The organism is Sphingomonas sp. SP6 (assembly GCF_058313435.1).
On sequence record NZ_JBZFLG010000002.1, the window covers coordinates 859871 to 881369 of the forward strand.

At 71.3% G+C, this 21499-nt stretch carries 17 protein-coding genes; 11 read left to right on the forward strand and 6 right to left on the reverse strand.

Annotated features, from left to right (window positions below):
* Positions 1–94: 94 nt before the first annotated feature.
* On the reverse strand, positions 95–826 hold the full coding sequence (locus AC4GYY_RS09960) for a glycine zipper 2TM domain-containing protein (protein ID WP_491120186.1): 732 nt from the start codon (positions 824–826) through the stop codon (positions 95–97).
* Positions 827–1003: 177 nt separating this feature from the next.
* Between AC4GYY_RS09960 and AC4GYY_RS09965 the strand changes: the two genes are divergently transcribed.
* Complete coding sequence (locus AC4GYY_RS09965) at positions 1004–4138, forward strand: helicase-related protein (RefSeq protein ID WP_491120188.1); 3135 nt, start codon at positions 1004–1006, stop codon at positions 4136–4138.
* Between the two features lie 8 nt (positions 4139–4146).
* Here the strand turns inward: AC4GYY_RS09965 and AC4GYY_RS09970 are convergent, their stop codons facing one another.
* Complete coding sequence (locus AC4GYY_RS09970) at positions 4147–5034, reverse strand: LysR family transcriptional regulator (protein WP_491120189.1); 888 nt, start codon at positions 5032–5034, stop codon at positions 4147–4149.
* A gap of 102 nt (positions 5035–5136) precedes the next feature.
* Between AC4GYY_RS09970 and AC4GYY_RS09975 the strand changes: the two genes are divergently transcribed.
* The 5 genes from AC4GYY_RS09975 (at position 5137) to AC4GYY_RS09995 (ending at position 9807) form a co-directional block, all read left to right on the forward strand.
* The gene (locus AC4GYY_RS09975) at positions 5137–6003 is read left to right on the forward strand and encodes an SDR family oxidoreductase (RefSeq protein ID WP_491120190.1); all 867 of its coding nucleotides are present in this window, start codon (positions 5137–5139) and stop codon (positions 6001–6003) included.
* A gap of 76 nt (positions 6004–6079) precedes the next feature.
* The gene (locus AC4GYY_RS09980) at positions 6080–7183 is read left to right on the forward strand and encodes an alpha/beta hydrolase (protein ID WP_491120191.1); all 1104 of its coding nucleotides are present in this window, start codon (positions 6080–6082) and stop codon (positions 7181–7183) included.
* A gap of 41 nt (positions 7184–7224) precedes the next feature.
* Entirely contained in the window at positions 7225–8871 is a 1647-nt protein-coding gene (locus AC4GYY_RS09985; RefSeq protein WP_491120192.1) for a S10 family peptidase, read from the forward strand.
* A gap of 85 nt (positions 8872–8956) precedes the next feature.
* Positions 8957–9124: a hypothetical protein gene (locus AC4GYY_RS09990; RefSeq protein ID WP_491120193.1), complete on the forward strand. Its 168-nt coding sequence runs from the start codon at positions 8957–8959 to the stop codon at positions 9122–9124.
* Entirely contained in the window at positions 9121–9807 is a 687-nt protein-coding gene (locus AC4GYY_RS09995; protein WP_491120194.1) for a Fic family protein, read from the forward strand. The genes AC4GYY_RS09990 and AC4GYY_RS09995 overlap by 4 nt, the downstream gene beginning before the upstream one ends.
* A 15-nt stretch (positions 9808–9822) precedes the next feature.
* On the opposite strand, the gene rpoN is transcribed toward AC4GYY_RS09995, so the two are convergent.
* On the reverse strand, positions 9823–11292 hold the full coding sequence (gene rpoN / locus AC4GYY_RS10000; RefSeq protein ID WP_491120195.1) for an RNA polymerase factor sigma-54: 1470 nt from the start codon (positions 11290–11292) through the stop codon (positions 9823–9825).
* 170 nt (positions 11293–11462) lie between these two features.
* Positions 11463–12236 carry an LPS export ABC transporter ATP-binding protein gene (gene lptB, locus AC4GYY_RS10005; RefSeq protein ID WP_491120197.1) on the reverse strand — a complete coding sequence of 258 codons (774 nt, stop codon included), beginning with the start codon at positions 12234–12236 and terminating at the stop codon, positions 11463–11465.
* A 153-nt stretch (positions 12237–12389) separates the two neighbouring features.
* Here lptB and AC4GYY_RS10010 point away from each other — a divergent pair, with 153 nt between their 5' ends.
* The 3 genes from AC4GYY_RS10010 to AC4GYY_RS10020 are packed head-to-tail and all read left to right on the forward strand — an operon-like array spanning position 12390 to position 14175.
* Entirely contained in the window at positions 12390–12848 is a 459-nt protein-coding gene (locus AC4GYY_RS10010) for an EF-hand domain-containing protein (protein ID WP_491120198.1), read from the forward strand.
* Positions 12845–13981 carry a tRNA guanosine(34) transglycosylase Tgt gene (gene tgt, locus AC4GYY_RS10015; protein WP_491120199.1) on the forward strand — a complete coding sequence of 379 codons (1137 nt, stop codon included), beginning with the start codon at positions 12845–12847 and terminating at the stop codon, positions 13979–13981. The genes AC4GYY_RS10010 and tgt overlap by 4 nt, the downstream gene beginning before the upstream one ends.
* A 2-nt stretch (positions 13982–13983) precedes the next feature.
* Positions 13984–14175 (forward strand): hypothetical protein, encoded by a 192-nt coding sequence (locus AC4GYY_RS10020; RefSeq protein ID WP_491120200.1) that lies wholly within the window; start codon positions 13984–13986, stop codon positions 14173–14175.
* A 13-nt stretch (positions 14176–14188) separates the two neighbouring features.
* Here the strand turns inward: AC4GYY_RS10020 and AC4GYY_RS10025 are convergent, their stop codons facing one another.
* Positions 14189–15037: an HpcH/HpaI aldolase/citrate lyase family protein gene (locus AC4GYY_RS10025; protein WP_491120201.1), complete on the reverse strand. Its 849-nt coding sequence runs from the start codon at positions 15035–15037 to the stop codon at positions 14189–14191.
* 66 nt (positions 15038–15103) lie between these two features.
* Between AC4GYY_RS10025 and AC4GYY_RS10030 the strand changes: the two genes are divergently transcribed.
* A complete protein-coding gene (locus AC4GYY_RS10030; protein WP_491120202.1) occupies positions 15104–15574 on the forward strand; it encodes a nuclear transport factor 2 family protein in 471 nt (156 codons plus the stop codon).
* 20 nt (positions 15575–15594) lie between these two features.
* Here the strand turns inward: AC4GYY_RS10030 and AC4GYY_RS10035 are convergent, their stop codons facing one another.
* On the reverse strand, positions 15595–18684 hold the full coding sequence (locus AC4GYY_RS10035; RefSeq protein ID WP_491120203.1) for a hypothetical protein: 3090 nt from the start codon (positions 18682–18684) through the stop codon (positions 15595–15597).
* A 148-nt stretch (positions 18685–18832) separates the two neighbouring features.
* On the opposite strand from AC4GYY_RS10035, the gene ppc reads away from it, so the two are divergent.
* Positions 18833–21496 (forward strand): phosphoenolpyruvate carboxylase, encoded by a 2664-nt coding sequence (gene ppc, locus AC4GYY_RS10040; RefSeq protein WP_491120205.1) that lies wholly within the window; start codon positions 18833–18835, stop codon positions 21494–21496.
* Positions 21497–21499 lie beyond the last annotated feature (3 nt).

Sequence of the window (21499 nt, forward strand, 5' to 3'; positions counted from 1 at the left end):
CTAGCGCCGCAGCGGTAAGGAACGCGCTAACGTCGCCGGACACGCAAACGGGCGGACCCGAAGGCCCGCCCGCTCTCGTCGTCACCGCGTCGGCTTACCAGCGGTGAGCGCGACGATAGGCGGGGCGCCGGAAGCCGGGCCGGCCATAGAACCGCCGCGGGCCGTAATAGCGCGCGTAGAAGCGGTGGTACGGATAGGGCCGGTACACCCAGCGGTTGCCGACGAACACCCACGGCCGATACCAGGCCGGGGCCGCGTAGACGAAATCGGGCCCGCCGGCATAAGCGAAGCCCCGCGCGCCACCACGGACGACATAGCCCGGGGGGCATCCGGGGCTGGTGCCGTTCGACGAGGCGCTGCCGACCGCCGCGCCGCCGACCGCGCCGATCGCGGCGCCGGCGATGGTGCCGCCGGTGCGATCACGCCGACCGGCGACGCTGTTGCCGACGAGCGCCCCGATCACGCCGCCGACCACCGCGCCGACCCCGGCGTTGTTGCCCGAGCGGACGCAATTTTCCTGCGACCAGCGCTCCGCGTCGTAAGCGTAGCGATCGTCCTGCGCGGCATATTGCGCGTCGTTGCCGTCGTCCTGCCAGCCGCGGGGCGGCGGCGGCGGGCGGGTGCCGTCATAGCCCTGGGGCGGCGCACGGTCGTAGCTTTCGTCGTAATAGCGGTTGTCGTCGCCCTGCGACGGTCCGCGGTCGTCGTATGCGCCGCGCTGGTCGTAGCCGTCGCGGGACTGCGCGGCGGCGAAGCCCGCCGCGAGCGGAGACGCCACCATCGAGACGGCGGCGGCGAGAAATACGGCTTTGGTCTTGAACGCCATGATCACAAGCTCCCTTCTGGAACGATCAGTCGTCAGGCGTCTGCGCCCGCCCGGCTGAATGCAGCATGAGCCGAAGCGGTCCCTTCCGGCGATGAAGGGCAACGTTCCAGACATGCAGGACCGACGGAACGGCCGGGGTGCGCCGGCGGTTGCATCCGCTCGATTTCAGGAGGTTGCATGACGGCGAGGGCGGGGACGGGTGAGACGGCGGTGTGGCTGGCGGAGGCGCTGGCGGAGGGCGACGTGATCTTCGCCGCGGCGGACGAGCAGGAGGGCGACCGGATCGCGCGCGCGCTGGCGGAGGCCGATCCCGACGCGACGGTGCTGTTCTGTCCCGGCAGCGACGCGCTCCCCGGCGACGACGCGCCGGCCTCGCCCGCGAACGTGGGGCAGCGGGTCTCCGCACTGCGCCATGCGCGGGTGACGGCGGGACCGCGCACCGCGCTGGTCACGACCGGCGAGGCGCTGGCGCGGGCCTACCCCGATCCCGAGTCGTTCGACGCGACGCCGCCGTGCGTCGCGGTCGGCGCGGAACTCGCGCTGCCCGCGCTCCATGCCGAGCTGATCGCGCTCGGCTATCTGGACGACGACCGCGTCGACGAGCCGGGCGAGGTCGCGCTGCGCGGCGCGGTGCTCGACGTCTTTCCCGCGGACGCGGCCGAGCCGCTGAGGATCGAGGTCGAGGACGGGCGGGTGACGGCGATCCGCAGCTACGATCCCGCGGACCAGCGCTCGACGGGTGAGGTCGACCGCCAGGAGCTCGGGCGCGTCGCCGAGCCCGCGCTGGACGGCAAGGGCGTGCCGTTGATCGCGCATCTGCCCGGCGCGCGCATCGCGCTGGCCGACGGTGCGGACGAGCGGCGTGCGCGCTTCCTGACGCTTGCAGCCGATGCGGCGAAGCGCCGGCCGGGGCGGAGCGTGCGCGACACGATCACCGATGCGGCGTGGCGCAAGGCGTTCGCCGCCCGCGACCGGCTGACGTTCGACGGGGCGGGCGAGCCGCCGGCGCGATTCGTCGAGGCGCGCGCGCCGATGCGGGCGTTCGCCAAGGCCGCGCGGGATGCGTTCGACGCGGGCGAGAGCGTCGTCCTGCTGGCGAGCGCGCGCGACCTGCGCTTCCTGCGGCCGCGGATCGCGAAGGCGCTGAAGCGAGATGTGGTCGAGGTCGCGAGCTGGGGCGAGGTCCGGGCGGCCGAGCCCGGCAGCCTGCTGGCGCTGGCGATGCCGGTCGACCGCGGGTTTCGGCGTACCGGCGGCGGCCGGGGCGGCGTGCTCGCGGTCGCCGCCGCCGATCTGCTCGGCAGCCGGGCCGAACGCGAGCCGACGAGCCATGCGCTTGCGGACACCGGGCTGTTCGACTTCGGCGAGATCCGCATCGGCGACGTGGTCGTCCACGAGGATCACGGGATCGCGGTGGTCTCCGGGCTGGAGGAGCTGCCCGACGCGAGCGGCGAGGCGATCGTGCTGACCCACGCCAAGGATGCCAAGCGGCTGGTGCCGATCGGCGAGGCGGATCGGCTGTGGCGATACGGGGCGGACGCGGACGCGGTGACGCTCGACACGCTCGACGGCGCGAGCTGGGAGAAGCGGCGCGGCGCGATCGACCAGGCGATCGCCGAGAGCGCGCGCGGGTTGACCGCGCTCGCGGCCGAGCGGTCCGGGCGCGACGCGCCGGTGCTCGATCCCGATGCCGCAGCCTACGAACGGTTCGCCTCGGGCTTTCCGTTCACCGAAACGCCCGATCAGGCGAAGGCGATCGCCGCGGTGCGCGCCGATCTCGCCGCGGGCAAGCCGATGGACCGGCTGGTGGTCGGCGACGTCGGTTACGGCAAGACCGAGGTGGCGCTGCGCGCGGCGGCGATCGCCGCGCTGGCGGGCAAGCAGGTGGCGGTCGCGGCTCCGACGACCGTGCTCGCGCGCCAGCATATCGAGAGCTTCACCGCGCGGTTCGAGGGGACGGGGATCGAAGTCGCCGGACTGTCGCGGCTGACGAGCGCGGCGGAGAAGAAGCGAGTGCTGGCGGGGCTCGCCGACGGCTCGATCAAGGTCGTCGTCGGCACCGGCGCGGTCGCGGGCAAAGGGGTCATCTACCGGGACCTCGCGCTGGTCGTGATCGACGAGGAGCAGCGCTTCGGAACGGCGGACAAGACCCGGCTACAGGCGATCGGCGCGGGCCATTCGCTCGCGCTGTCGGCGACGCCGATCCCGCGCACGCTCCAGAGCGCGCTCGTCGGCATCCAGTCGCTGTCGGTGATCGCGACCCCGCCGGCGCGGCGGCAGCCGATCCGGACCGCGGTCGCGACCTTCGACACGACGCTGGTCCGCACCGCGCTGATGCGCGAGCGCGCGCGCGGCGGGCAGAGCTTCGTCGTCGTGCCGCGGATCGAGGACATGGCCCCGCTCGCCGAGACGCTGGCGAAGGCGGCTCCGGAGCTGGAGGTGCTCCAGGCGCACGGCAAGCTGCCCGCGGCCGAGATCGACGAGGCGATGGTGCGGTTCGGGCGAGGGGACGGCGACGTGCTGCTCGCGACCAACATCATCGAGGCGGGGCTGGACGTGCCGCGCGCGAACACGATGGTGATCTGGCGCGCCGACCGCTTCGGCCTGTCGCAGCTCCACCAGCTGCGCGGGCGGGTTGGACGGGGCGGACGGCGGGGCCAAGTGTTGCTGCTGACCGATCCGGACGCGGAGATCGCGCCGCGCACGCTGAAGCGGCTGCGCACCCTGGAGGCGTTCGATCGGCTCGGCGCGGGGTTCCAGATCGCGGCGCGCGACCTCGACATGCGCGGCGCCGGCGACCTGCTGGGCGAGGCGCAGGCGGGGCATATGAAGCTGATCGGGGTCGACCTGTACCAGCATCTGCTGGAAAGCGCGCTCCGCTCGGCGCGCGGCGAAGACGTGGAGCGCTGGACCCCGGAGCTTCACCTGGAGATCGCCGGGCGGTTGCCGGCGGACTGGATTCCCGATGCCGAGCTGCGCGTCGCGCTCTACGCGCGGCTGGCGCGGGCCGAGGACGGCGCGGCGCTCGACGCGCTCGCCGAGGAGATGGAGGATCGCTTCGGGCCGCTTCCCCCCGATGCGGCGACGCTTCTGGCGGTGGCGCGGGTCCGGACGCGCGCCCACGACCTCGGGATCGCGCGGATCGACGCCGGACCGGCGGCAATCGCGCTGACGCCGCGCCGCGGCGTCGCGATCGACGGCGCGGCGGCGGGGCTCGCCGAAAAGGGCGATCGCTGGCTGTTGACCGAGCGGATCGAGGATGCGGAGGCGCGGCTGGCGCGGGTGGAGGCGGTGCTCGACGAACTGGGGTGATGCGCGTCTCAGTCGCCCAGATAGGCGGCGAGCTCCTCGGGCGATCCCTGCGGAAAGGCGTGTCGCAGCAGATCGAGGAAGGCGGCGACGCGCGCGCTCAGCAGCCGCCGTGACGGGTAGAGCGTCCAGAGCGCGATTTCCGAACCCGCGACGTCGCCCCAACGCGCCAGCCGTCCGGACGCGAGATCGCGGCCGATCAGCGAGACCGGCAGCCGCGCCGCGCCCGCCCCGGCGCGGACGGCGTCGCGGATCATCGCCAGCGACGACAGGCGCAGCACCGGCTCGACCGCGATCGTCGTCGGTCCCGCGTCCGAAACCATCGTCCAGCGTTCGGCGGGCTCCACGCCCCGCACGACGACGGGTGCGGGAGCGTCGTCGGTCCGCAACACGCCTGGCGCGGCGACCACCACCAGCCGATCGTGGAGGAACGGTCGGCCGACCAGGCTTTCGTCGGCAGCGGGATCGACCCGGATCGCGAGGTCGTAACCCTCCTCGATCATGTCGACAGCGCGGTCCTCGGTCGTGACCTCGAGCCGGACCTCGGGGTAGCGGCGCGCGTAATCGGCGGCGAGACGGCCCATCGCGATCTGCGAAAACAGCAGCGGCGCGCTGATGCGCAGGAGTCCGCGCGGGCGATCGCCCCCGGCGGCGATCGTCTGCGTCGTCTCCTCGAGCTCGGTCAGCAGCGCGCCCGCGCGCGCCGCCAGCGTACGGCCTTCCTCGGTCAGCCTGAGGTCGCGCCGCCCGCGCTCGAACAGCCGCAGCCCAAGCGCCGCCTCCAACTCGGCGACGCGGCGCGACAGCGTCGCCTTGGGCCGCCGCGCCGCGCGCGCGGCCTTGCCGAAGCCGCCGTGGCGGGCGACCAGTACGAAGTCTGCGAGCGCGAGCAGGTCCATGTTCCACCTGTGAGACGGCCCGTTCCGATCGGGCGCCTATTCGTCTCCGGATGGATCACTCATCTGACGGTCATCGGCAACATCCAAATGCGGAGACTCTCCATGACCATTCTCGTGATCGGCGCCACCGGGCGCGTCGGCCGCCACGTCGTCGACCAACTCGTCCAGCGCGGCGCGGCCGTGCGTGTGCTGACCCGTGATGCGGCGAAGGCCGGCGTCCCGGTGGGCGTCGAGGTGGCCGAGGGCGAGCTGCTCGACATCGACGCGCTGCGCGCCGCGTTCGTCGGGGTGCGGACGCTGTTCCTGCTCAATGCCGTGACCGGGGACGAGTTCGCGCAGGCGCTCATCACGCTCAACATCGCGCGCGAGGCGGGGGTCGAGCGGGTCGTCTATCTGTCGGTGTTCGGGGCCGAGCGCTCGGTCAACGTCCCTCACTTCGCGGTCAAGCGCGGCGCTGAGCGGATGCTCGAGGCGATAGGCTTCGGCGCGACGATCCTGCGGCCGACCTATTTCATCGACAACGAGGCGATGGTGAAGGACGCGATTCTTAACCATGGCGTCTATCCGATGCCGATCGGCGGCAAGGGCGTGGCGATGGTCGACGCGCGCGACATCGCCGAGGTCGCGGCGCTCGAACTGATCCGCCGCGACGCCGCGCCGGGTCCGCTGCCGTCGGCGACGATCAATCTCGTCGGCCCGGAGACGCTGACGGGCGAAGGCGTGGCGGCGATCTGGTCCGAGGTGCTGGGCCGTCCGGTCGTCTATGGCGGCGACAATCCGAGCGGGTTCGAGCAGACGGTCGCGGGCTTAATGCCGCGCTGGATGGCCTATGAGATGCGGCTGATGGCCGAGCGCTACGTCAGCGACGGCATGATCCCGGGGGACGGCGACCGCGAGCGGCTGGCGGCGATGCTGGGACGCCCGCTGCATCGGTATCGAGAGACGGCGGAGGCGCTCGCCGCCGCTTGACCGCGACCGCGCGCGTCGCCGACACGGCGCTATGCCTCGGCCGAGTGAGGAACTGTTCCGGTCCGCAGACCTCGTCGTGCGTTTCGCCCCCGCGGGCGAGACGCACGCCGGGGTCTGCTTCGTCACCTTCGGATCGTACACCAACGACTACTCGCTCGACCGCCAGGGTTTCGCCGAGGATTTCCTGAGGGGCGAGGGGATCGATGCGATCCACGTCCTCAACCGCGACAACCGCTGGTACCAATATCCCGAGATGGACGCGGCGCTCGCCGCGGCGGCGCGGGTGAGCGGACGCTATGCCGACGTGTTCACCTACGGATCGAGCATGGGGGGCTATGCCGCGCTGAGGTTCGCGCGCGCCCTTGGAGCGCGGACCGCGATCGCGATCTCGCCGCAATTCTCGCTCGATCCGCGGGTCGTGCCGTTCGAGGAGCGCTGGCAGGCGGACGTGGCGGCGATCACGTTCCGCGAGCGCGCGCCCGAGCCGACCGAGACGCAGATCATCTTCCACGATCCCCGGATGCGGTTGGACGATCGACACGTCGCGCTGTTCGCCGCGCTGCCCACGCGGACGATCGGGGTGGCGGTGCCCTATGCGGGGCACCCCGTCGGCCCGATGCTGATCGAGACCGGGGTTCTGAAGGATTCGATCCGCGGCATCGTCGCCGGCCGGTTCGACGCGATGCGGGTCCAGCGGGCGGTGCGCGAGCGGCGGCGGCGATCGCAGCACCATTATTTCATGCTGGCGCGCCGCGCGCAGGCCCGGCATCCCGAGGTGCAGATCGCGATGCTGCGCCGCGCGGCCGAGATCGCGCCCGAGTCGCACATCCTCTCCGAACTGGCGGCCGCGCTCGATCGCAAGGGCGAGCATGGCGAGGCGGGGCCGCTCCACCGCGAGGCGCTGCGGCTGGTGCCGGGAAACGCGCGCGCGCGGGTCGGCTATGCGCGCCACCTCGAGGCGATCGGCAAGCGCCGGACCGCGGCCAAGGAGCTGCGGCGCGCCGCGCGCGGCCAGGGCGCGTCAGTCAGGCTGATGGTGCGGACGGTGCAGCTCCGGATGGCGCTGCGCCGCTGGGGGCTGCGCCGCCTCGACGCGGCGTTCGGCCGTGGGCTGGAGGCGTTGCGCGACTCGCCCCGCTATGCGTGGGTCAGCCGCTGGCTGGGCAAGGCGTTGACATAGCGGCGCTTGCGCCATGTCGCCGCACGATTAAGACAGGGGCCATGACCAATGCCCGCCTGTCGCTCGCCGCCGCCCTCCTCCTCGCTCCCGTTCCGCTGGCTGCCCAGGCGGCCGCGCCGAAAGACGACAAGAGCGTCGGACAAACCAACGCCGAGACGATGAAGAAGGAGGCCGAGGCCGCTTACGCCAACGCGCCCGTCGCCGAGCAGGAGTCGCGATCGAAGGGCGCGGTGACGGTCGCCGGACGGCGGCTGGGTTATACCGCGACCGCGGGGACGCTGACGATCCGCGACTCCGAAGGGAAGCCGACCGCGAGCATGTTCTTCACCGCCTACACGCTCGACGGGGTCAAGCCCGGCACCAAGCGGCCGGTGACGTTCTTCTACAATGGCGGTCCCGGTTCACCGACGGTCTGGCTCCACATGGGGTCGTTCGCGCCGGTGCGGGTCGCGACTGGCAACCCCGAGTTCATCCGCCCCGCGCCGTTCGCCTTTGGGCCGAACCCCGACACCTTGCTCGACAAGACCGACATGGTGTTCCTCGACGCGATCGGCGCGGGCTATTCGCGCGCGCTCGGCGACACCAAGCCGGCGGCCTTCTACGGCGTCGACGAGGACGCGGACGCCTTTGCGCGCGGGATCATCCGCTACGCGACCAAATACGGACGCTGGAACAGCCCCAAGTTCCTGTTCGGCGAAAGCTACGGCACCACCCGCTCGGGCGCGCTCGCCTATGAGTTGCAGGATCGTGGGATGGCGCTCAACGGCGTGGTGCTGTTGTCGAGCATCATGAACTACGGCTATCGCCAGCCCGGGCTCGACCAGGTCTATCTCAACTACCTGCCGAGCTACGCCGCGACCGCCTGGTATCACAACCGCATCGCCAACCGGCCCGCCGACGTCCAGACGGTCGTCGCGCAAGCGCGCGCCTTCGCGCTGGGGCCGTACGCTTCGGCGCTCGCCAAAGGGCAGACCATCTCCGTGCAGGAGCGCGACTCGATCGCGCAGCAGATGAGCGCGCTGATCGGCATCTCGCCCGAGTTCATCGTCCGGGCGAACCTGCGCATCGACCTGCCGCGCTTCCAGAAGGAGCTGCTGCGGTCGAGCCGACAGACGATCGGCCGGTTCGATTCGCGTTACACCGGGGTCGACGCGGATGCGGCGGGCGACCGGCCGGAGACCGACGCCTCGTCGGACGCGATCTCGGGCGCGTTCATCGGGACCTTCATGGACTATGTGACGCATACGCTGGGCTACAAGACCGAGATGCCGTACCGGCTGTCGGCGCGCGACGGGGCGGGGTTCGACTGGAACTGGAAGCACAAGGCACCCGTCGCGGGCTATGCCGGGATGCAGAACCAGCCGAACACCGCGGTCGATCTCGGTGCGGCGATGCGGGGCAATCCGTACCTCCACGTGCTGTCGATGAACGGCTGGTTCGACATGGCCACGCCGTTCTTCGGGACCGAAAACGATCTGGGCCACATGATGCTGGAGCCGTCGCAGCTCGGAAACCTGAAGTTCACTTACTATCCGGCGGGCCACATGGCGTATCTCAATCCCGAGGCGCTGCACGCGATGAAGCGCGACCTGGCGGCATGGTACGACGAGGCGGTGAGCGACGCGCGGAGCGGCACACCGGCGCAGCCGGCGAGCGTGTCGGCGGCGGAGGGGACGCCGCCGAACTGAAAGAGTGGCCTGCGCTCAGATCATCGCAACGCATGTTGACGCCAAACGCATGTACGCCGATGATTGAAGCGAACGGAGCAAGAACATGACTGACGAACTGAAGCACCTGATCGAGCGTGCCGCTAAGGTGGAGATGACCTCCTCCGAGAAAGAGGCCCAACGTCGCAGCTTTGCCTACGGGAATGCCAACATCGAGAACGAACGCGTCACGCGGGAGATGGTCGATGAGGCTGCGGCCAAGCAGGCAAAATGAGCGAGCGGCATAGCGAGGCGGACGCCCCAGTCCTCATCAGCGATCCCGACGATCGCGCGCGGCGCGAGGCGGCGAACGCGCTGGCTCAATTCGACCGTGTTCTCGACATGATTGACATGGTTGAGCGGGAGGGAAGGCCGTTCAAGCTCCGCGTTTCCACCGTACAGGAACTTCACCGATTGGCGTTGGAAGGTCTGTCGCCCTTTGCGGGCAATTGGCGTCCTGCCGATGTCCGGATTGGTCAAAGCGCGCACGAGCCTCCCGGTGCCCATCTCGTGGGCGGTCTGATCGAGGAAATGTGCGACTGGGTAAACGATCACTGGAGCATGTTGTCACCAATCGATCTCTGCTCCTACGTCATGTGGAGGCTGAATTGGATTCATCCGTTCGACGACGGTAACGGCCGTACTTCTCGAGCGGTCGCCTATCTCGTGCTCTGCGCTGCATCTGGCCACCGTCTGCCTGGAAAGGTCACGATTCCGGAGATGATCGCCGCTCATAAGCAGCCTTATTACGAAGCGCTGGAGATGCTGGATCACAGCGATAAAGCCGGTGCGCTGGATTTGAGGCCGATGAGCGACCTGCTCGGCGGTTACCTCGCCAAGCAGCTGACCGACGTCTTCAATACCGTAACGCGTTCCGGAGGCGACAGCGCGAGCGATTCGGAAAGACGCTTTCACTAACGTAGCGCACGGCCGTCACCCCGCCAGCGCGCGCGCCCGGCGGCGCTGGACCGAGCTGCCGATGCCCAGCGCCTCGCGGTATTTGGCGACCGTCCGCCGGGCGATGTCGAAGCCCTTCGCGTTGAGCAGCTCGACGATCGTGTCGTCGGAGAGGATCGTGTCTCCTTCCCCTGCGATCAACGCCTTGATCGCGCTCTTGACCGCCTGGGCCGAGACCGCCTCGCCGCCGTCGGCGGACTGGATCGCGCTCGTGAAGAAATATTTGAGCTCGTAGAGGCCGCGCGCGCAGCTGAGGTATTTGTTCGAGGTGACGCGACTGACCGTCGACTCGTGCATCTCGATCGCGTCGGCGACCTGGCGCAGCGTCAGCGGGCGGAGCGCCGACACGCCGTGGAGGAAGAAGCCCTCCTGCTGCTTCACGATCTCGGTGGCGACGCGGAGGATCGTCTTCTGCCGCTGGTCGAGCGCCTTCACCAGCCAGTTCGCGCCCGCGAGCATGTCGCCCGCCCAGGCCTTCGCCGCCTTCCCGCTGCCGGCGAGTTCGGCATAATAGCCGCGATTGACGAGGACGCGCGGCAAGGTGGCGCCGTTGAGCTCGATCGCCCAGCCGCTCTTGGTGCGTGCGACGTAGAGGTCCGGCGTCACCGCGCGTGCGGGCTCGCCGCCGTAGCGGCAGCCTGGCTTGGGATCGTAGCCGCGCAGCTCGCGGATCATGTCGGCCATGTCCTCGTCGTCGACGCCGCACATCCGCTTCAGCCGCGCCAGCTCGCCGCGGGCGAGGAGATCGAGGTTGCCGATCAGCTTCGCCATGCACGGATCGAAGCGGTCCGCCTCCTTCGCCTGGAGCGCGAGGCATTCGGCGAGGTCGCGCGCGCCGACGCCGGTGGGATCGAGGGTCTGGACGACGGCGAGCACGCGCTCGACCTCCGCGGGCGCGACGCCGAGCCCGGTCGCGATCTCGTGGGTCGAGGCGGTCAGGTAGCCCGCCTCGTCGATCTGATCGATCAGATGCTCGGCGATCAGCAGGTCGACGCCCGTGAGCAACGCGCCGATCTGCGCGCGCAGGTGGTCGGCGAGCGTACCGTCGCCGCTGGCGAAGGCGTCGAGATCGGGGGCGTCCTCGCCCGCGGCGCCGGCGAGGCCGTTCATTCCCATCGCGCCGTCCATGCCCATCCGGTCGGGGGCATCGTCGTCGAACCGTTCGGCAGGGATGTCGACATCGAGCGACTCGCCCGCCGCCTCGCCCAGCGTCACCAGCTCGTCGGCACCGGCGGGTTCGTCGCGCGCCGGCTCGGACGCGCCGGGTTCGGGGCCGCCGTCCTCGGGCGGCGCGAGTTCGAGCAACGGGTTCTTCTCGATCTCCTCGGCGACGACCGCCTCGATCTCGAGGTTCGACAGCGCCAGCAGCTTGATCGCCTGCTGGAGCTGGGGCGTCATCACCAGCGACTGGGTCTGGCGGAGGTCGAGGCGGGGAGCGAGGCTCACTCAATCCTCCCCGGCACGGGGAGGTGGCGAGCGCAGCGAGACGGAGGGGGCTCGCCTCCCTCCTGCCGTCTGTAGGGAGGCGGGCCCCGTCCACCATTCGCTGAAGGAGCGAATGGTCCCCCTCCCCGTGCCGGGGAGGATTTCAGAAGGCCAGCGTCGCACCGCCATCCCTACAGCTCGAAGCTCTCGCCCAGGTACAGCTTGCGGACCTTCTCGTCCGCGACCAGCTCGGCCGGCGAGCCGGTGAACAGCACCCGGCCATCGTAGATGATGTAGCCGCGGTCGACGATGTCGAGGGTCTCGCGGACGTTGTGGTCGGTGATCAGCACGCCGATGCCGCGATCCTTCAGCTGGCAGACGAGATCGCGGATGTCGGCGATCGAGATCGGGTCGATCCCCGCGAACGGCTCGTCGAGCAGCATGATCGAGGGATCGGCGGCGAGCGCGCGGGCGATCTCGGCGCGGCGGCGCTCGCCGCCCGACAGCGCCATCGCGGGCGCGTCGCGCAAGCGGGTGAGGCCGAATTCGTCGAGCAACTTGTCGAGCCGATGCTGGCGCGCGTCGCGGTCCGGCTCGACCAGTTCGAGCACCGTCAGGATGTTCTTCTCGATCGTCAGCCCGCGGAAGATCGAGGTCTCCTGCGGGAGGTAGCCGAGCCCGAGGATCGCGCGACGGTACATCGGCAGCCCGGTGATGTCGTCGCCGTCGAGCATGATCCGGCCCGAATCGGGCTTCACCAGCCCCATCACCGAATAGAAGCAGGTCGTCTTGCCCGCGCCGTTGGGACCGAGCAGGCCGATCACCTCGCCGCGCCCGACGGTGAGCGACACGTCGGTGAGGACGACGCGCTTGTCGTAGGATTTGGCGATCGAGACGACCTGGAGGCCGCCCATCGCAGGAAGCGCGCGAACGGGGTCCGGGGCGGTGGCGGTGATCTGGTCCATCGGCGTCCCTCTGACGCGGCCGGGTTACCGGAGGATGACCGCGCCGCAACTTGGCAGGCTTCATGCATAAGCAAGCGTGCGAAGGGAAGGGCGAAGCGACGGGCGGTGTCGCGGCGCTGGCGATGCGGCGCGCCGACTGGCAAGGCGGTGCGGATGATGTTCGCGCTTCTGCTCGCCCAGGCCCTGGCGGCTCCTCCTACCGCTCCGGCAGCCCAACCCCCCGCGACGTTGGTCGCGGAACCGGTCGCGCTGGCGCTCGCCGGGTTCGATGCCGACGGCGACGCCCGGGTGACGCGCGCGGAGATGGAGGCGGGGGTGCGGCGCTCGTTCGAGAGCGTTGACACCGCCAGGGCCGGGACGCTCGGCTACATCGGCTTTGCGGACTGGGCCGAGCGGTATCTGGGGAACCGGAGCGCGCTGCCAAGCCCGTTCGAGACCGACGCGAACGGCGACAACCGGATCAGCCTCGCCGAGCTGGAGGCGAAGTTCGCCGAGATCTTCGCGCGGCTCGACGGCGACAAGGACGGCGTGCTGACCCGTGCCGAGCTGCTGACGATCCGCGCCGACGCCGGGCGTCCCGCGGACGACGGACGCAAGAAGAAGAAAAAGTGACCGACCGCTTCGGGTTCAGCATCCACGCGACCGATGGCGCCGCGCGGACGGGAGAGATCGCGATGCATCGCGGCGTGATCCGGACGCCCGCGTTCATGCCGGTCGGCACCGCCGCGACCGTCAAGGCGATGAAGCCGGGCGACGTCGCCGCGGCGGGCGCCGACATCATCCTGGGCAACACCTACCACCTGATGCTCCGCCCCGGTCCCGAACGGGTCGCGCGGCTGGGCGGTCTCCACGCCTTCATGGGATGGGAGCGGCCGATCCTCACCGATTCGGGCGGCTATCAGGTGATGAGCCTTAGCGAACTCACCAAGCGGAGCGAGGAGGGTGTCGCGTTCAAGAGCCACCTCGACGGGACGCGGCACCTGCTGACCCCCGAGCGCTCGATCGAGATCCAGCGGCTGCTCGGGTCGAACATCGTCATGGCGTTCGACGAGCTCGTGCCCACGACCTCGACGCGCGAGGTGCAGGCGGCGGCGATGGAGCGCTCGATGCGCTGGGCCAGGCGCTCGCGCGACGCCTTCGACGCGGGCGGCGATCATGCCGAGCGCAACGCCGTGTTCGGCATCCAGCAGGGGGCGCTCGACGAAGGACTGCGCAAGGCGTCGGCCGACGCGCTGCTCGACATCGGCTTCGACGGCTATGCGATCGGCGGGCTGGCGGTGGGCGAGGGGCAGGCGGCGATGTTCGCCTGCCTTGACTATGCGCCGGCGCAGCTCGACGCCGCCAAACCCCGCTATTTGATGGGGGTCGGCAAGCCCGACGACATCGTCGGCGCTGTCGAGCGCGGGGTCGACATGTTCGACTGCGTGCTGCCGACGCGCTCCGGGCGGACCGGGCAGGCGTTCACGCGCGGCGGGCCGATCAATCTGCGCAATGCGCGGTTCGCGGAGGATTGGGGGCCGCTCGATCCGGCGTGCGACTGTCCGGTGTGCGCCGCCTGGTCGCGCGCCTATCTGCACCATCTGGTGCGGAGCGGCGAGATCCTGGGCGCGATGCTGATGACCGAACACAACATCCGCTTCTACGAGGCGCTGATGGCGGACCTGCGCGCCGCGATCCGCGAGGGGCGGCTCAAAGCGTTCGCGGATGCGTTCCGAACCGCCTATCGCGGCGAAAGAGGAGAGTGAGCGTGGCTGAGGACAACGAGATCGTGGCGGCGGCGCGCGACGCCAAGGAGCGCGCCAAGGCGGCGGCGGCCAAGGACGGCGAGGCGCGCGCCAAGCGCTGGCAGATCGGCAAGTTCGGGCTGGGCGTCGGGATCGGCTCGGCGGCGGTCGCGGCGGCGGTGCTGTTCGCCAACCGCGACAAGGGCGCGAAGTAACGCGGTCGGGCGCTCAGTCCCCGATCGCCTCCGCCAGCGCGACAAGACGCCGCGCCTCGTCGCGGTGGAGCAGCTCGACCATCCGGCCCTCGACGCGGAGGACCCCCTTGCCCCGCGCCTCGGGCGCATCGAACGCGGCGAGGATCGTGCGCGCCCAGGCGACCTCTTTGCCAGACGGCGCGAAGATGCGGTTGGCGGGGTCGATCTGCGAGGGATGGATCAGCGTCTTGCCGTCGAAGCCGAGGTCGCGACTCTGTTCGCATTCCGTCTCCACCCGCGCGGGATCGTCGATCGCGTTCGACACGCCGTCGAGCGCCGTGAGGCCGTAGGCGCGCGCGGCGGTGACGATCTGCGCAAGCGCGGGGATCAGCGGGGCGCGGGTGTCGCCGGGGCGGCAGCGCAGCTCCTTGGCGAGATCGTTGGTGCCGGCGACGAAGGTGGTGAGTCCGGCGTTCGCGGCGGCGGCGGCGAGTTCGCGCAGGTTCAGGATCGCGGCGCACGTCTCGACCATGATCCACAGCGGCCTGTCCGGCCCGAGCAGCATGCGGGCGCGCGCGAGCGTGGCGGCGTCGGAGACCTTGGGGAGCAGCACCGCGTCGACCGCCGCATCCCGGAGCGCCACGAGGTCCGCCTCGCCCCATTCGGTGTCGAGCGCGTTGGCGCGGATCACCCGCTCGCGGCGGCCGAAATCGTCGCGCGTCGCGGCGATCGCGGCGGCGCGCGCTTCGACCTTGGCGTCGGGCGCGACGGCATCCTCCAGATCGAGGATCACCACGTCGGCGGCGAGCGTGCGCGCCTTCGCGATCGCGCGCGGGTTCGAGGCGGGGAGGAACAGCGCGCTGCGGCGGGGACGGAGAGACATGCGTCGATCATGGACGCAAAGCGCGAGCCCGCCTAGCGTAGTCGCCGCCCACGCCGGAGTTCCGTCATGCTGATCCTGCTGCTCGCCGCCGCCGTCGACCGCCTGCCGCCCGCCAATCCGCTGCCCCTCGCGGACGCCGACGAACAGGCGGTGATGGTCCCCGTCGCCGCGCTGCTCGCCGCGCTGGAGAAGGATGACGGCGCGGCGGTGCGCGCGGTGACGCTGCCCGAGGGGGCGGCGACCGTCGTCCAGACGCTGCCGGACGGGAGCGTCCGTCATCGTACGCTGCCGTGGGCCGAGTTCGCCGCAGGGCTTACGCCCGACGGGAGCCGGATCGAGGAGCGGCTGGGGCAGGCCGCGATCGAGATCGACGGCGGCGCGGCGATGGTCTGGGCCCCGTACCGCGTGCTGGTGAACGGCCGGGTGTCGCAGTGCGGCTACGATCACTTCGATCTGGTGCGGGTCGGCGTCGCGTGGAAGATCCTCCACGTCACCTGGTCGCAGTCGAGCACCGGATGCGGTCCGGACGGCGGCTGAGCCGTCCGGACCGGGCCGGGTCAGGCCAACGCCAGCGTCACCGGCTGGTGCAGATCGTGCGGCGTCGTCGCGAGCAGGTCGCGCCCGAACACCGGATCGTCGCCCGGCACGCCGCCGACGTCGGCGAAGACGATCCCGCCGGTGAAGCCGCCGCCGGCTGCCGCGCCGGTGACCGACACCTCGACGTTCAGGATCAGGCTTCCGAACTCCTCGTATCGGTCGAGATGGCCGAACGCGAAGGCATGGTCGGCGAAGTAGGATTCCGCGGCCTTCTCGCTGGTGAAGTCCTTCTCCGCCAGCGTCACCGCCTCCTCGGCGATGCTGCCGACCGAGATCCGGAAGTGCAGCGTGTCGAAGCCATCGCCCAGCGCATCGCCGCCGAACAGGCCGAAGGTCGCCTTGCCGAGCGCGTCGAGCTGGAAGGTCGAGAGCTGGAGCGTGAGCGAGGCGGTGACGGTCTGCTCGCCCGCGACGTCGCCGTGGATCGCGGCGAAGCGGGTCTGCGCGGTCGCCTCCAGATCGCCGTCGAACGCCGCGGCGACGTTGGCGTGGCCGGTGGTGATCGCCGTGAGGTCGTCTGCGGTGAGCGAGCTTTCGAGGACGGTCGATGCCTGCGCGCCGCTGGTCTCGGAGAGCATGCCGGCGCGACCGACCGCGATGATCGCAGTGCCCTCGCCCAGCAACGTCGTGGCGATCTCCGCCGTCGCAATCGCCAGCCCGGAGCCGAAGATCACGGCGGCCGCCCGCGCGTCGCCGGACGGAGCTTCCGCGCCCGCGTTCGCGATGGCGAAGCCGGAATGACCGCCGACGTCGTAGACGTTGGCGGTCGCGGCGACATGCGCCTCACCGCCGGACGCGAACACGATCGCGGTCGCGTCGCCGCCCGTGCCGGCGACCACACCCGACCCGCCGCGGCCCCCATAAGCGCTGGCGCTGGCGCTCAGCACGGTGTCGCCGCTACCGGTGAGCGTCGCCTGAGCAAACCCGTCACCGCCGCTCGCGCCGAAGTCGTTCGAGAACGACGAGCCGCCGCTGCCGGCGACCGCGACGACGTTGACGGTCACCGATGCCTCGGGCGTGTCGCCTGGGGTATAGTCGATCGAGGAGGATGCGTTGCTTCCCCCCGCCGCGACGCCGCCGTCGCTGCCGCCCCCCGCGCCGCCGAACGCGGTCTGGCTGAGCGAGAGGTCACCCCCGTGTGCCACGCCGACCACGGCGTTGTTGAGCGACACCGCCGCGCCATAACCACCGTCGGCACCCGCCAGGCCATCGCCGCCGTTGCCGCCCGCCCCGGTCAACGAGACGCGAACGCTCTGCGTGCCCTCGCCGTACGCCGACACCGGGCCGAGCGCCGCGCCCGCGCCGCCGGTCGCGCCCGCGCCGGTCGCCGTGCCGCCGTTTCCGGAAAAAACCTGCACGTCGGCGAGCGCGTTGGTGGTGCCTCGGGATTCGACGGTGCCGCTCGCGACTCCTCCCGCGCCCGCGACGCCCGCGCCGGTCAGCCCGCCGCCGTTGCCGCCGTATGAGGACTGGCTGGCGTCGGCGATGCCGGTGGTGGTGAGGTAGGTGTTCGCGATCGCGGTCGCGCCGTCCGCCGCTGCCGCGCCGTTCGCGGCGTCGCCGCCGTATCCGCCCACGGCGAAGGTGCGCGCAGAGGTGTCACGAACCCCGGTCTGCCGGATCGAGGCGTCCGCCGTCCCCGCGACGCCGGCGGTTGCGCCCGCGCCGTCCGCCGCGCCGCCGGCGCCGCCGTAGGCCGCGATGGTGGACGAGGGCGCAGCGTCAGGAGCGACGCTGCCGAAATCGAGGTCGAGCGTGGTCGCGGCGTCGCCGCCCGCGCCGCCGTTCCCGCCGCCGCTCGCGGCGCCGCCATTGCCCGCGATCGCGACCTGGTAGAGGCCGAGCGTGCCCAGCGTCGATCCGGTCACCGCGTCCATGACGATCGCGTCGCCGCCGGCGCCCCCGTCCGCGCCATCGAAGCCAGCTCCGCCCGCGCCGCCGTTCGCGTCGGCCTCGGCCGCCGCGCCGAGCGACGAGCCGGTGTGCGCCTCGGCATGGACCTCCGCGCCGGCGTCGCCGCCGACGCCCGCCGTGTGACCGACGCCGCGGCCGTCGCCGCCATTGCCGCCGAACGCTTTGGCCGACGCGCCGACGCGCGACAGTTCGGCATCGGCAGTCGCGGAGACGCGCCCGATCCCGCCCGCGCCGCCGTCACCCGGGCCGGTCGCGTCGCCGCCGTCGCCGCCGTACGCCTCGCCGTTCGCAGCGACGACATTGTCCGCGGTCGTCACGTCGCTGAGCCCGCCCGTACCGACGACGGCGACCTTCGCATCGCCGCCCGTGCCGCCGCCGTTAGCGCCGCTCCCGCCATTGCCGCCGCCCGCCTGGACGAGGAAGGTCTGCTCCATCGCATTCTGGTCAAGCGTCGCGAGCGCATCGCCGCCCTTGCCCGCCACGCCCTTGCCCGTCGCGTCGCCGCCGTTGCCGCCGAGCGCGAGCAGGTAGGTGTCGAGGTGCTGGCTCACTCGGTCGGCGGCGAGATCGTCGATGGTGAGCCGCGAGACGGCGCGGCCGCCGTCGCCGGCCCGGCCGCCTGCGCTCGCGCCGCCGGCGCCGCCGATCGCCTCCTGATCGTGGATCGCGCGCCCGCCGTTGGTAGCGACGGTCACCGCATCGACGAGGACGCTCGCCGCGCCCCGCCCGCCGTCCGCGCCGTCGCGCCCGCGGCCGCCGGCGCCGCCGGTCTGGACCGCGATGCCGAGCGCCTCGCCCGCGCCGCGAACCGAGACCATCGTCATGGCGTGCGCGACCCCGCCGTCGCCGCCGGCCTGGCCCGCGCCACGCCCGTCACCGCCGCGGCCCCCGGTCGCATCGGCCTCGCCGGTCGCCTTGCCGCGACTGTCGAGCACGGTCTCGGCACGCGCCTTGCCGCCCGCGCCGCCGCTGCCGCCGGGAGCCGCATCGCCACCGGCGCCGCCGACCGCGCGTGCGGTCTCGTGACGCTGGTCCGAAGCGGTGTTGAGCGCGACCGCATGGCCGCCACGCAGCCCGTCGGGCGCACCCGCCACGCCGTCCTGACCCGTACGGCCGTTCTTCTTGATGAGGCTCATTGTCGTCTGCTCCCGGAGTGATGGCGCGTTTGAGAGCGATCGTTCACGCAAGTCAACGATCTTGCGTTCGGCCGCAACATTCTGTCGCGTTAGGATCGGCCATGTTCCCCTGCTTGACCTGGCCCGTGCTGCGGCGCAGCAATGTGGCATGAGCGAGCTCCCACCGATCACGAACAATGCCGATGTCCGCTATCTCGGCCGCGTCCTCGGCGACGTGATCCGCGCCTACGGCGGCGAGCGGCTGTTCGCGGCGACCGAGGCGATCCGCTCCGCATCGGTCGAGCGGCATCGCAGCGGCGGCGCGCTGGCCGATGAAACGCTCAGACGCCTCGACCTCGACGAGACGCTCGATTTCGTCCGTGGCTTCATGCTGTTCTCGATGCTCGCCAACCTCGCCGAGGACCGGCAGGGGATCGCGGCGGAAAAGGGCGCAGACGTCGCGTCCGCGCTCGATCGGCTGGGTCGGGAGGGGATCGACCGCGAGGCGGTGGCGCGGCTGCTCGACCATGCGCTCGTCGCGCCGGTGCTGACCGCGCACCCGACCGAGGTGCGGCGCAAGTCGATGATCGATCATCGCAACCGGATCGCCCAGTTGATGGCCTTGCGAGACCGCGGCGTCGAGACCACGCCCGACGGCGATCTGGTCGACGAGGCGATCACGCGCCAGGTCGCGCTGCTCTGGCAGACGCGGGTGCTGCGGCGCGAGCGGCTGTACGTGGCCGACGAGGTCGAAACCGCGCTTTCCTATCTGCGCGACGTGTTCCTGCCGGTGGTCCCTGCGCTCTACCAGCGCTGGGACCGGGCGCTGGGGACACGGGTGCCGCCGTTCCTGCGCCCCGGCAACTGGATCGGCGGCGATCGCGACGGCAATCCCTATGTCACCGCCGAGTCGCTCAGGACCGCGCTCGCCACGGCGTCCGAAGCGGTGCTGGGCTATTACCTCGATCAGGTCCATGCGTTGGGCGCGGAGCTGTCGATCTCGTCGGCGCACGCCGCCGTCGACGAGGGCGTCGAGGTGCTGGCGGCCGCGAGCGGCGATGACGCCGAAAGCCGCCGCGACGAGCCGTACCGGCGCGCGCTCAGCGGCATCTATGCCCGGCTCGCGGCGACGCACCTCGCGCTGACCGGCAAGCCCGCGCCGCGCCCCGGGCGGCTGGGGGGCGAGGCGTACCCCGATCCGCAGGCGCTGCGCGCGGACCTGCTGGCGATCGCGCGTCCGCTCGCGGCGGACGGCGGCGGCCTGCTGTCGTCGGGCGGTGCGATCGGACGGTTGATCCGAGCGGTCGAGGTGTTCGGCTTCCACCTCGCGACGCTCGATCTACGGCAGAACTCGGCGGTCCACGAGCGGGTCGTCGCCGAGATGCTGAAGGTCGCCGGCGTTTGCGACGACTATCTTGCATTGGGTGAAGACGAGCGGGTCGCTGTGCTCCGCGCCGAAGTCGCGACGCCGCGACCGCTGACCTCGCCCTTCGCGACCTATTCGGACGAGACCCGCGGCGAGCTCGACATCGTCGCCGCGGCGGCCGAGGCGCAGGCGAAATACAGCAAGGCCTGCATCGACCAGCATATCGTCTCGATGGGCAAGTCGGTCAGTGATCTGCTCGAGATCACGCTGATGCTGAAGGAGGTCGGCCTCTACCGTCCCGGCGATCCGCCCTCCGCCAGCGTGATGCCGGTGCCCTTGTTCGAGACGATCGAGGACCTGGAGGCCGGACCGGAGATCATGCGCGCCTGGCTGGCGCTGCCCGAGGTCGCGGCGGTCGCCCGGGCGCGCGGCTATCAGGAGGTGATGATCGGCTATTCGGACAGCAACAAGGACGGGGGCTATCTGACCTCGACGTGGGGCCTGTCGAAGGCGTCGACCGCATTGAAGCCCGTCTTCGAGGAGGCGGGCATCGCGATGCAGCTGTTCCACGGGCGCGGCGGCGCGGTCGGGCGCGGCGGCGGCTCCTCGTTCGCGGCGATCCGCGCGCAGCCGCCGGGGACGGTGCAGGGCCGCATCCGCATCACCGAACAGGGTGAGGTGATCGCGGGCAAGTACGGCACCCGCGAGTCGGCGATGACCAATCTGGAGGCGATGGCCTCGGCGACCCTGCTCGCCAGCCTCGAGCCGCCGCGCCTCTCGAACGGCGAGAGCGCGCGGTTCGCGGCGGCGATGGACGAGCTGTCGGCAGCGGCGTTCAAGTCCTACCGGGACCTGGTTTACGGCACGGAGGGCTTCCGCACCTTCTTCCGCCAGATGACCCCGATCGCCGAGATCAGCGGGCTCAAGATCGGCAGCCGCCCGGCGAGCCGCACCAAGTCCGACAAGATCGAGGATCTGCGCGCGATCCCCTGGGTGTTCAGCTGGGCGCAGGCGCGGGTGATGCTGCCGGGCTGGTACGGGGTCGGCGACGCGCTGGCCGGGTTCGCGGACCGGGGCCTGCTACGGGCGATGGCCGAGGGCTGGCCGCTGTTCGCGGCGACGCTCGCCAACATGGAGATGGTGCTGGCGAAGTCCGACATGGGGATCGCCGCGCGCTACGCCGAGCTGGTCGACCCCGAGCTGCGCCCGATCTTCGAGCGGATTCGCGACGGCTGGGAACGGACGCGCGACGGGCTGCTTGAGGTGACCGCGCAGCCGCGGCTGCTCGCGGAGCACCCGGCGCTCGATGCGTCGATCCGGCTGCGGCTGCCCTATATCGAGCCGCTCAACCTGCTCCAGATCGAGCTGCTCAAGCGCCACCGCGCGGGCGAGGACGATGCGCGGATCGGCGAGGGCATCCTCCTGTCGATCAACGCGATCGCGACGGCGCTGCGCAACTCCGGATAGCGC

Excerpts from the sequence above, each read along its gene's own strand:
- AC4GYY_RS10030 (WP_491120202.1), top strand. The coding sequence starts at position 15,104 with ATGCTGATCCTGCTGCTCGCCGCCGCCGTCGACCGCCTGCCGCCCGCC.
- AC4GYY_RS09960 (WP_491120186.1), bottom strand. The coding sequence starts at position 826 with ATGGCGTTCAAGACCAAAGCCGTATTTCTCGCCGCCGCCGTCTCGATG.
- AC4GYY_RS09965 (WP_491120188.1), top strand. The coding sequence starts at position 1,004 with ATGACGGCGAGGGCGGGGACGGGTGAGACGGCGGTGTGGCTGGCGGAG.
- AC4GYY_RS10010 (WP_491120198.1), top strand. The coding sequence starts at position 12,390 with ATGATGTTCGCGCTTCTGCTCGCCCAGGCCCTGGCGGCTCCTCCTACC.
- AC4GYY_RS10025 (WP_491120201.1), bottom strand. The coding sequence starts at position 15,037 with ATGTCTCTCCGTCCCCGCCGCAGCGCGCTGTTCCTCCCCGCCTCGAAC.
- ppc (WP_491120205.1), top strand. The coding sequence starts at position 18,833 with ATGAGCGAGCTCCCACCGATCACGAACAATGCCGATGTCCGCTATCTC.
- AC4GYY_RS09970 (WP_491120189.1), bottom strand. The coding sequence starts at position 5,034 with ATGGACCTGCTCGCGCTCGCAGACTTCGTACTGGTCGCCCGCCACGGC.
- AC4GYY_RS09975 (WP_491120190.1), top strand. The coding sequence starts at position 5,137 with ATGACCATTCTCGTGATCGGCGCCACCGGGCGCGTCGGCCGCCACGTC.
- AC4GYY_RS09990 (WP_491120193.1), top strand. The coding sequence starts at position 8,957 with ATGACTGACGAACTGAAGCACCTGATCGAGCGTGCCGCTAAGGTGGAG.
- AC4GYY_RS09985 (WP_491120192.1), top strand. The coding sequence starts at position 7,225 with ATGACCAATGCCCGCCTGTCGCTCGCCGCCGCCCTCCTCCTCGCTCCC.
- AC4GYY_RS09995 (WP_491120194.1), top strand. The coding sequence starts at position 9,121 with ATGAGCGAGCGGCATAGCGAGGCGGACGCCCCAGTCCTCATCAGCGAT.
- AC4GYY_RS10035 (WP_491120203.1), bottom strand. The coding sequence starts at position 18,684 with ATGAGCCTCATCAAGAAGAACGGCCGTACGGGTCAGGACGGCGTGGCG.
- lptB (WP_491120197.1), bottom strand. The coding sequence starts at position 12,236 with ATGGACCAGATCACCGCCACCGCCCCGGACCCCGTTCGCGCGCTTCCT.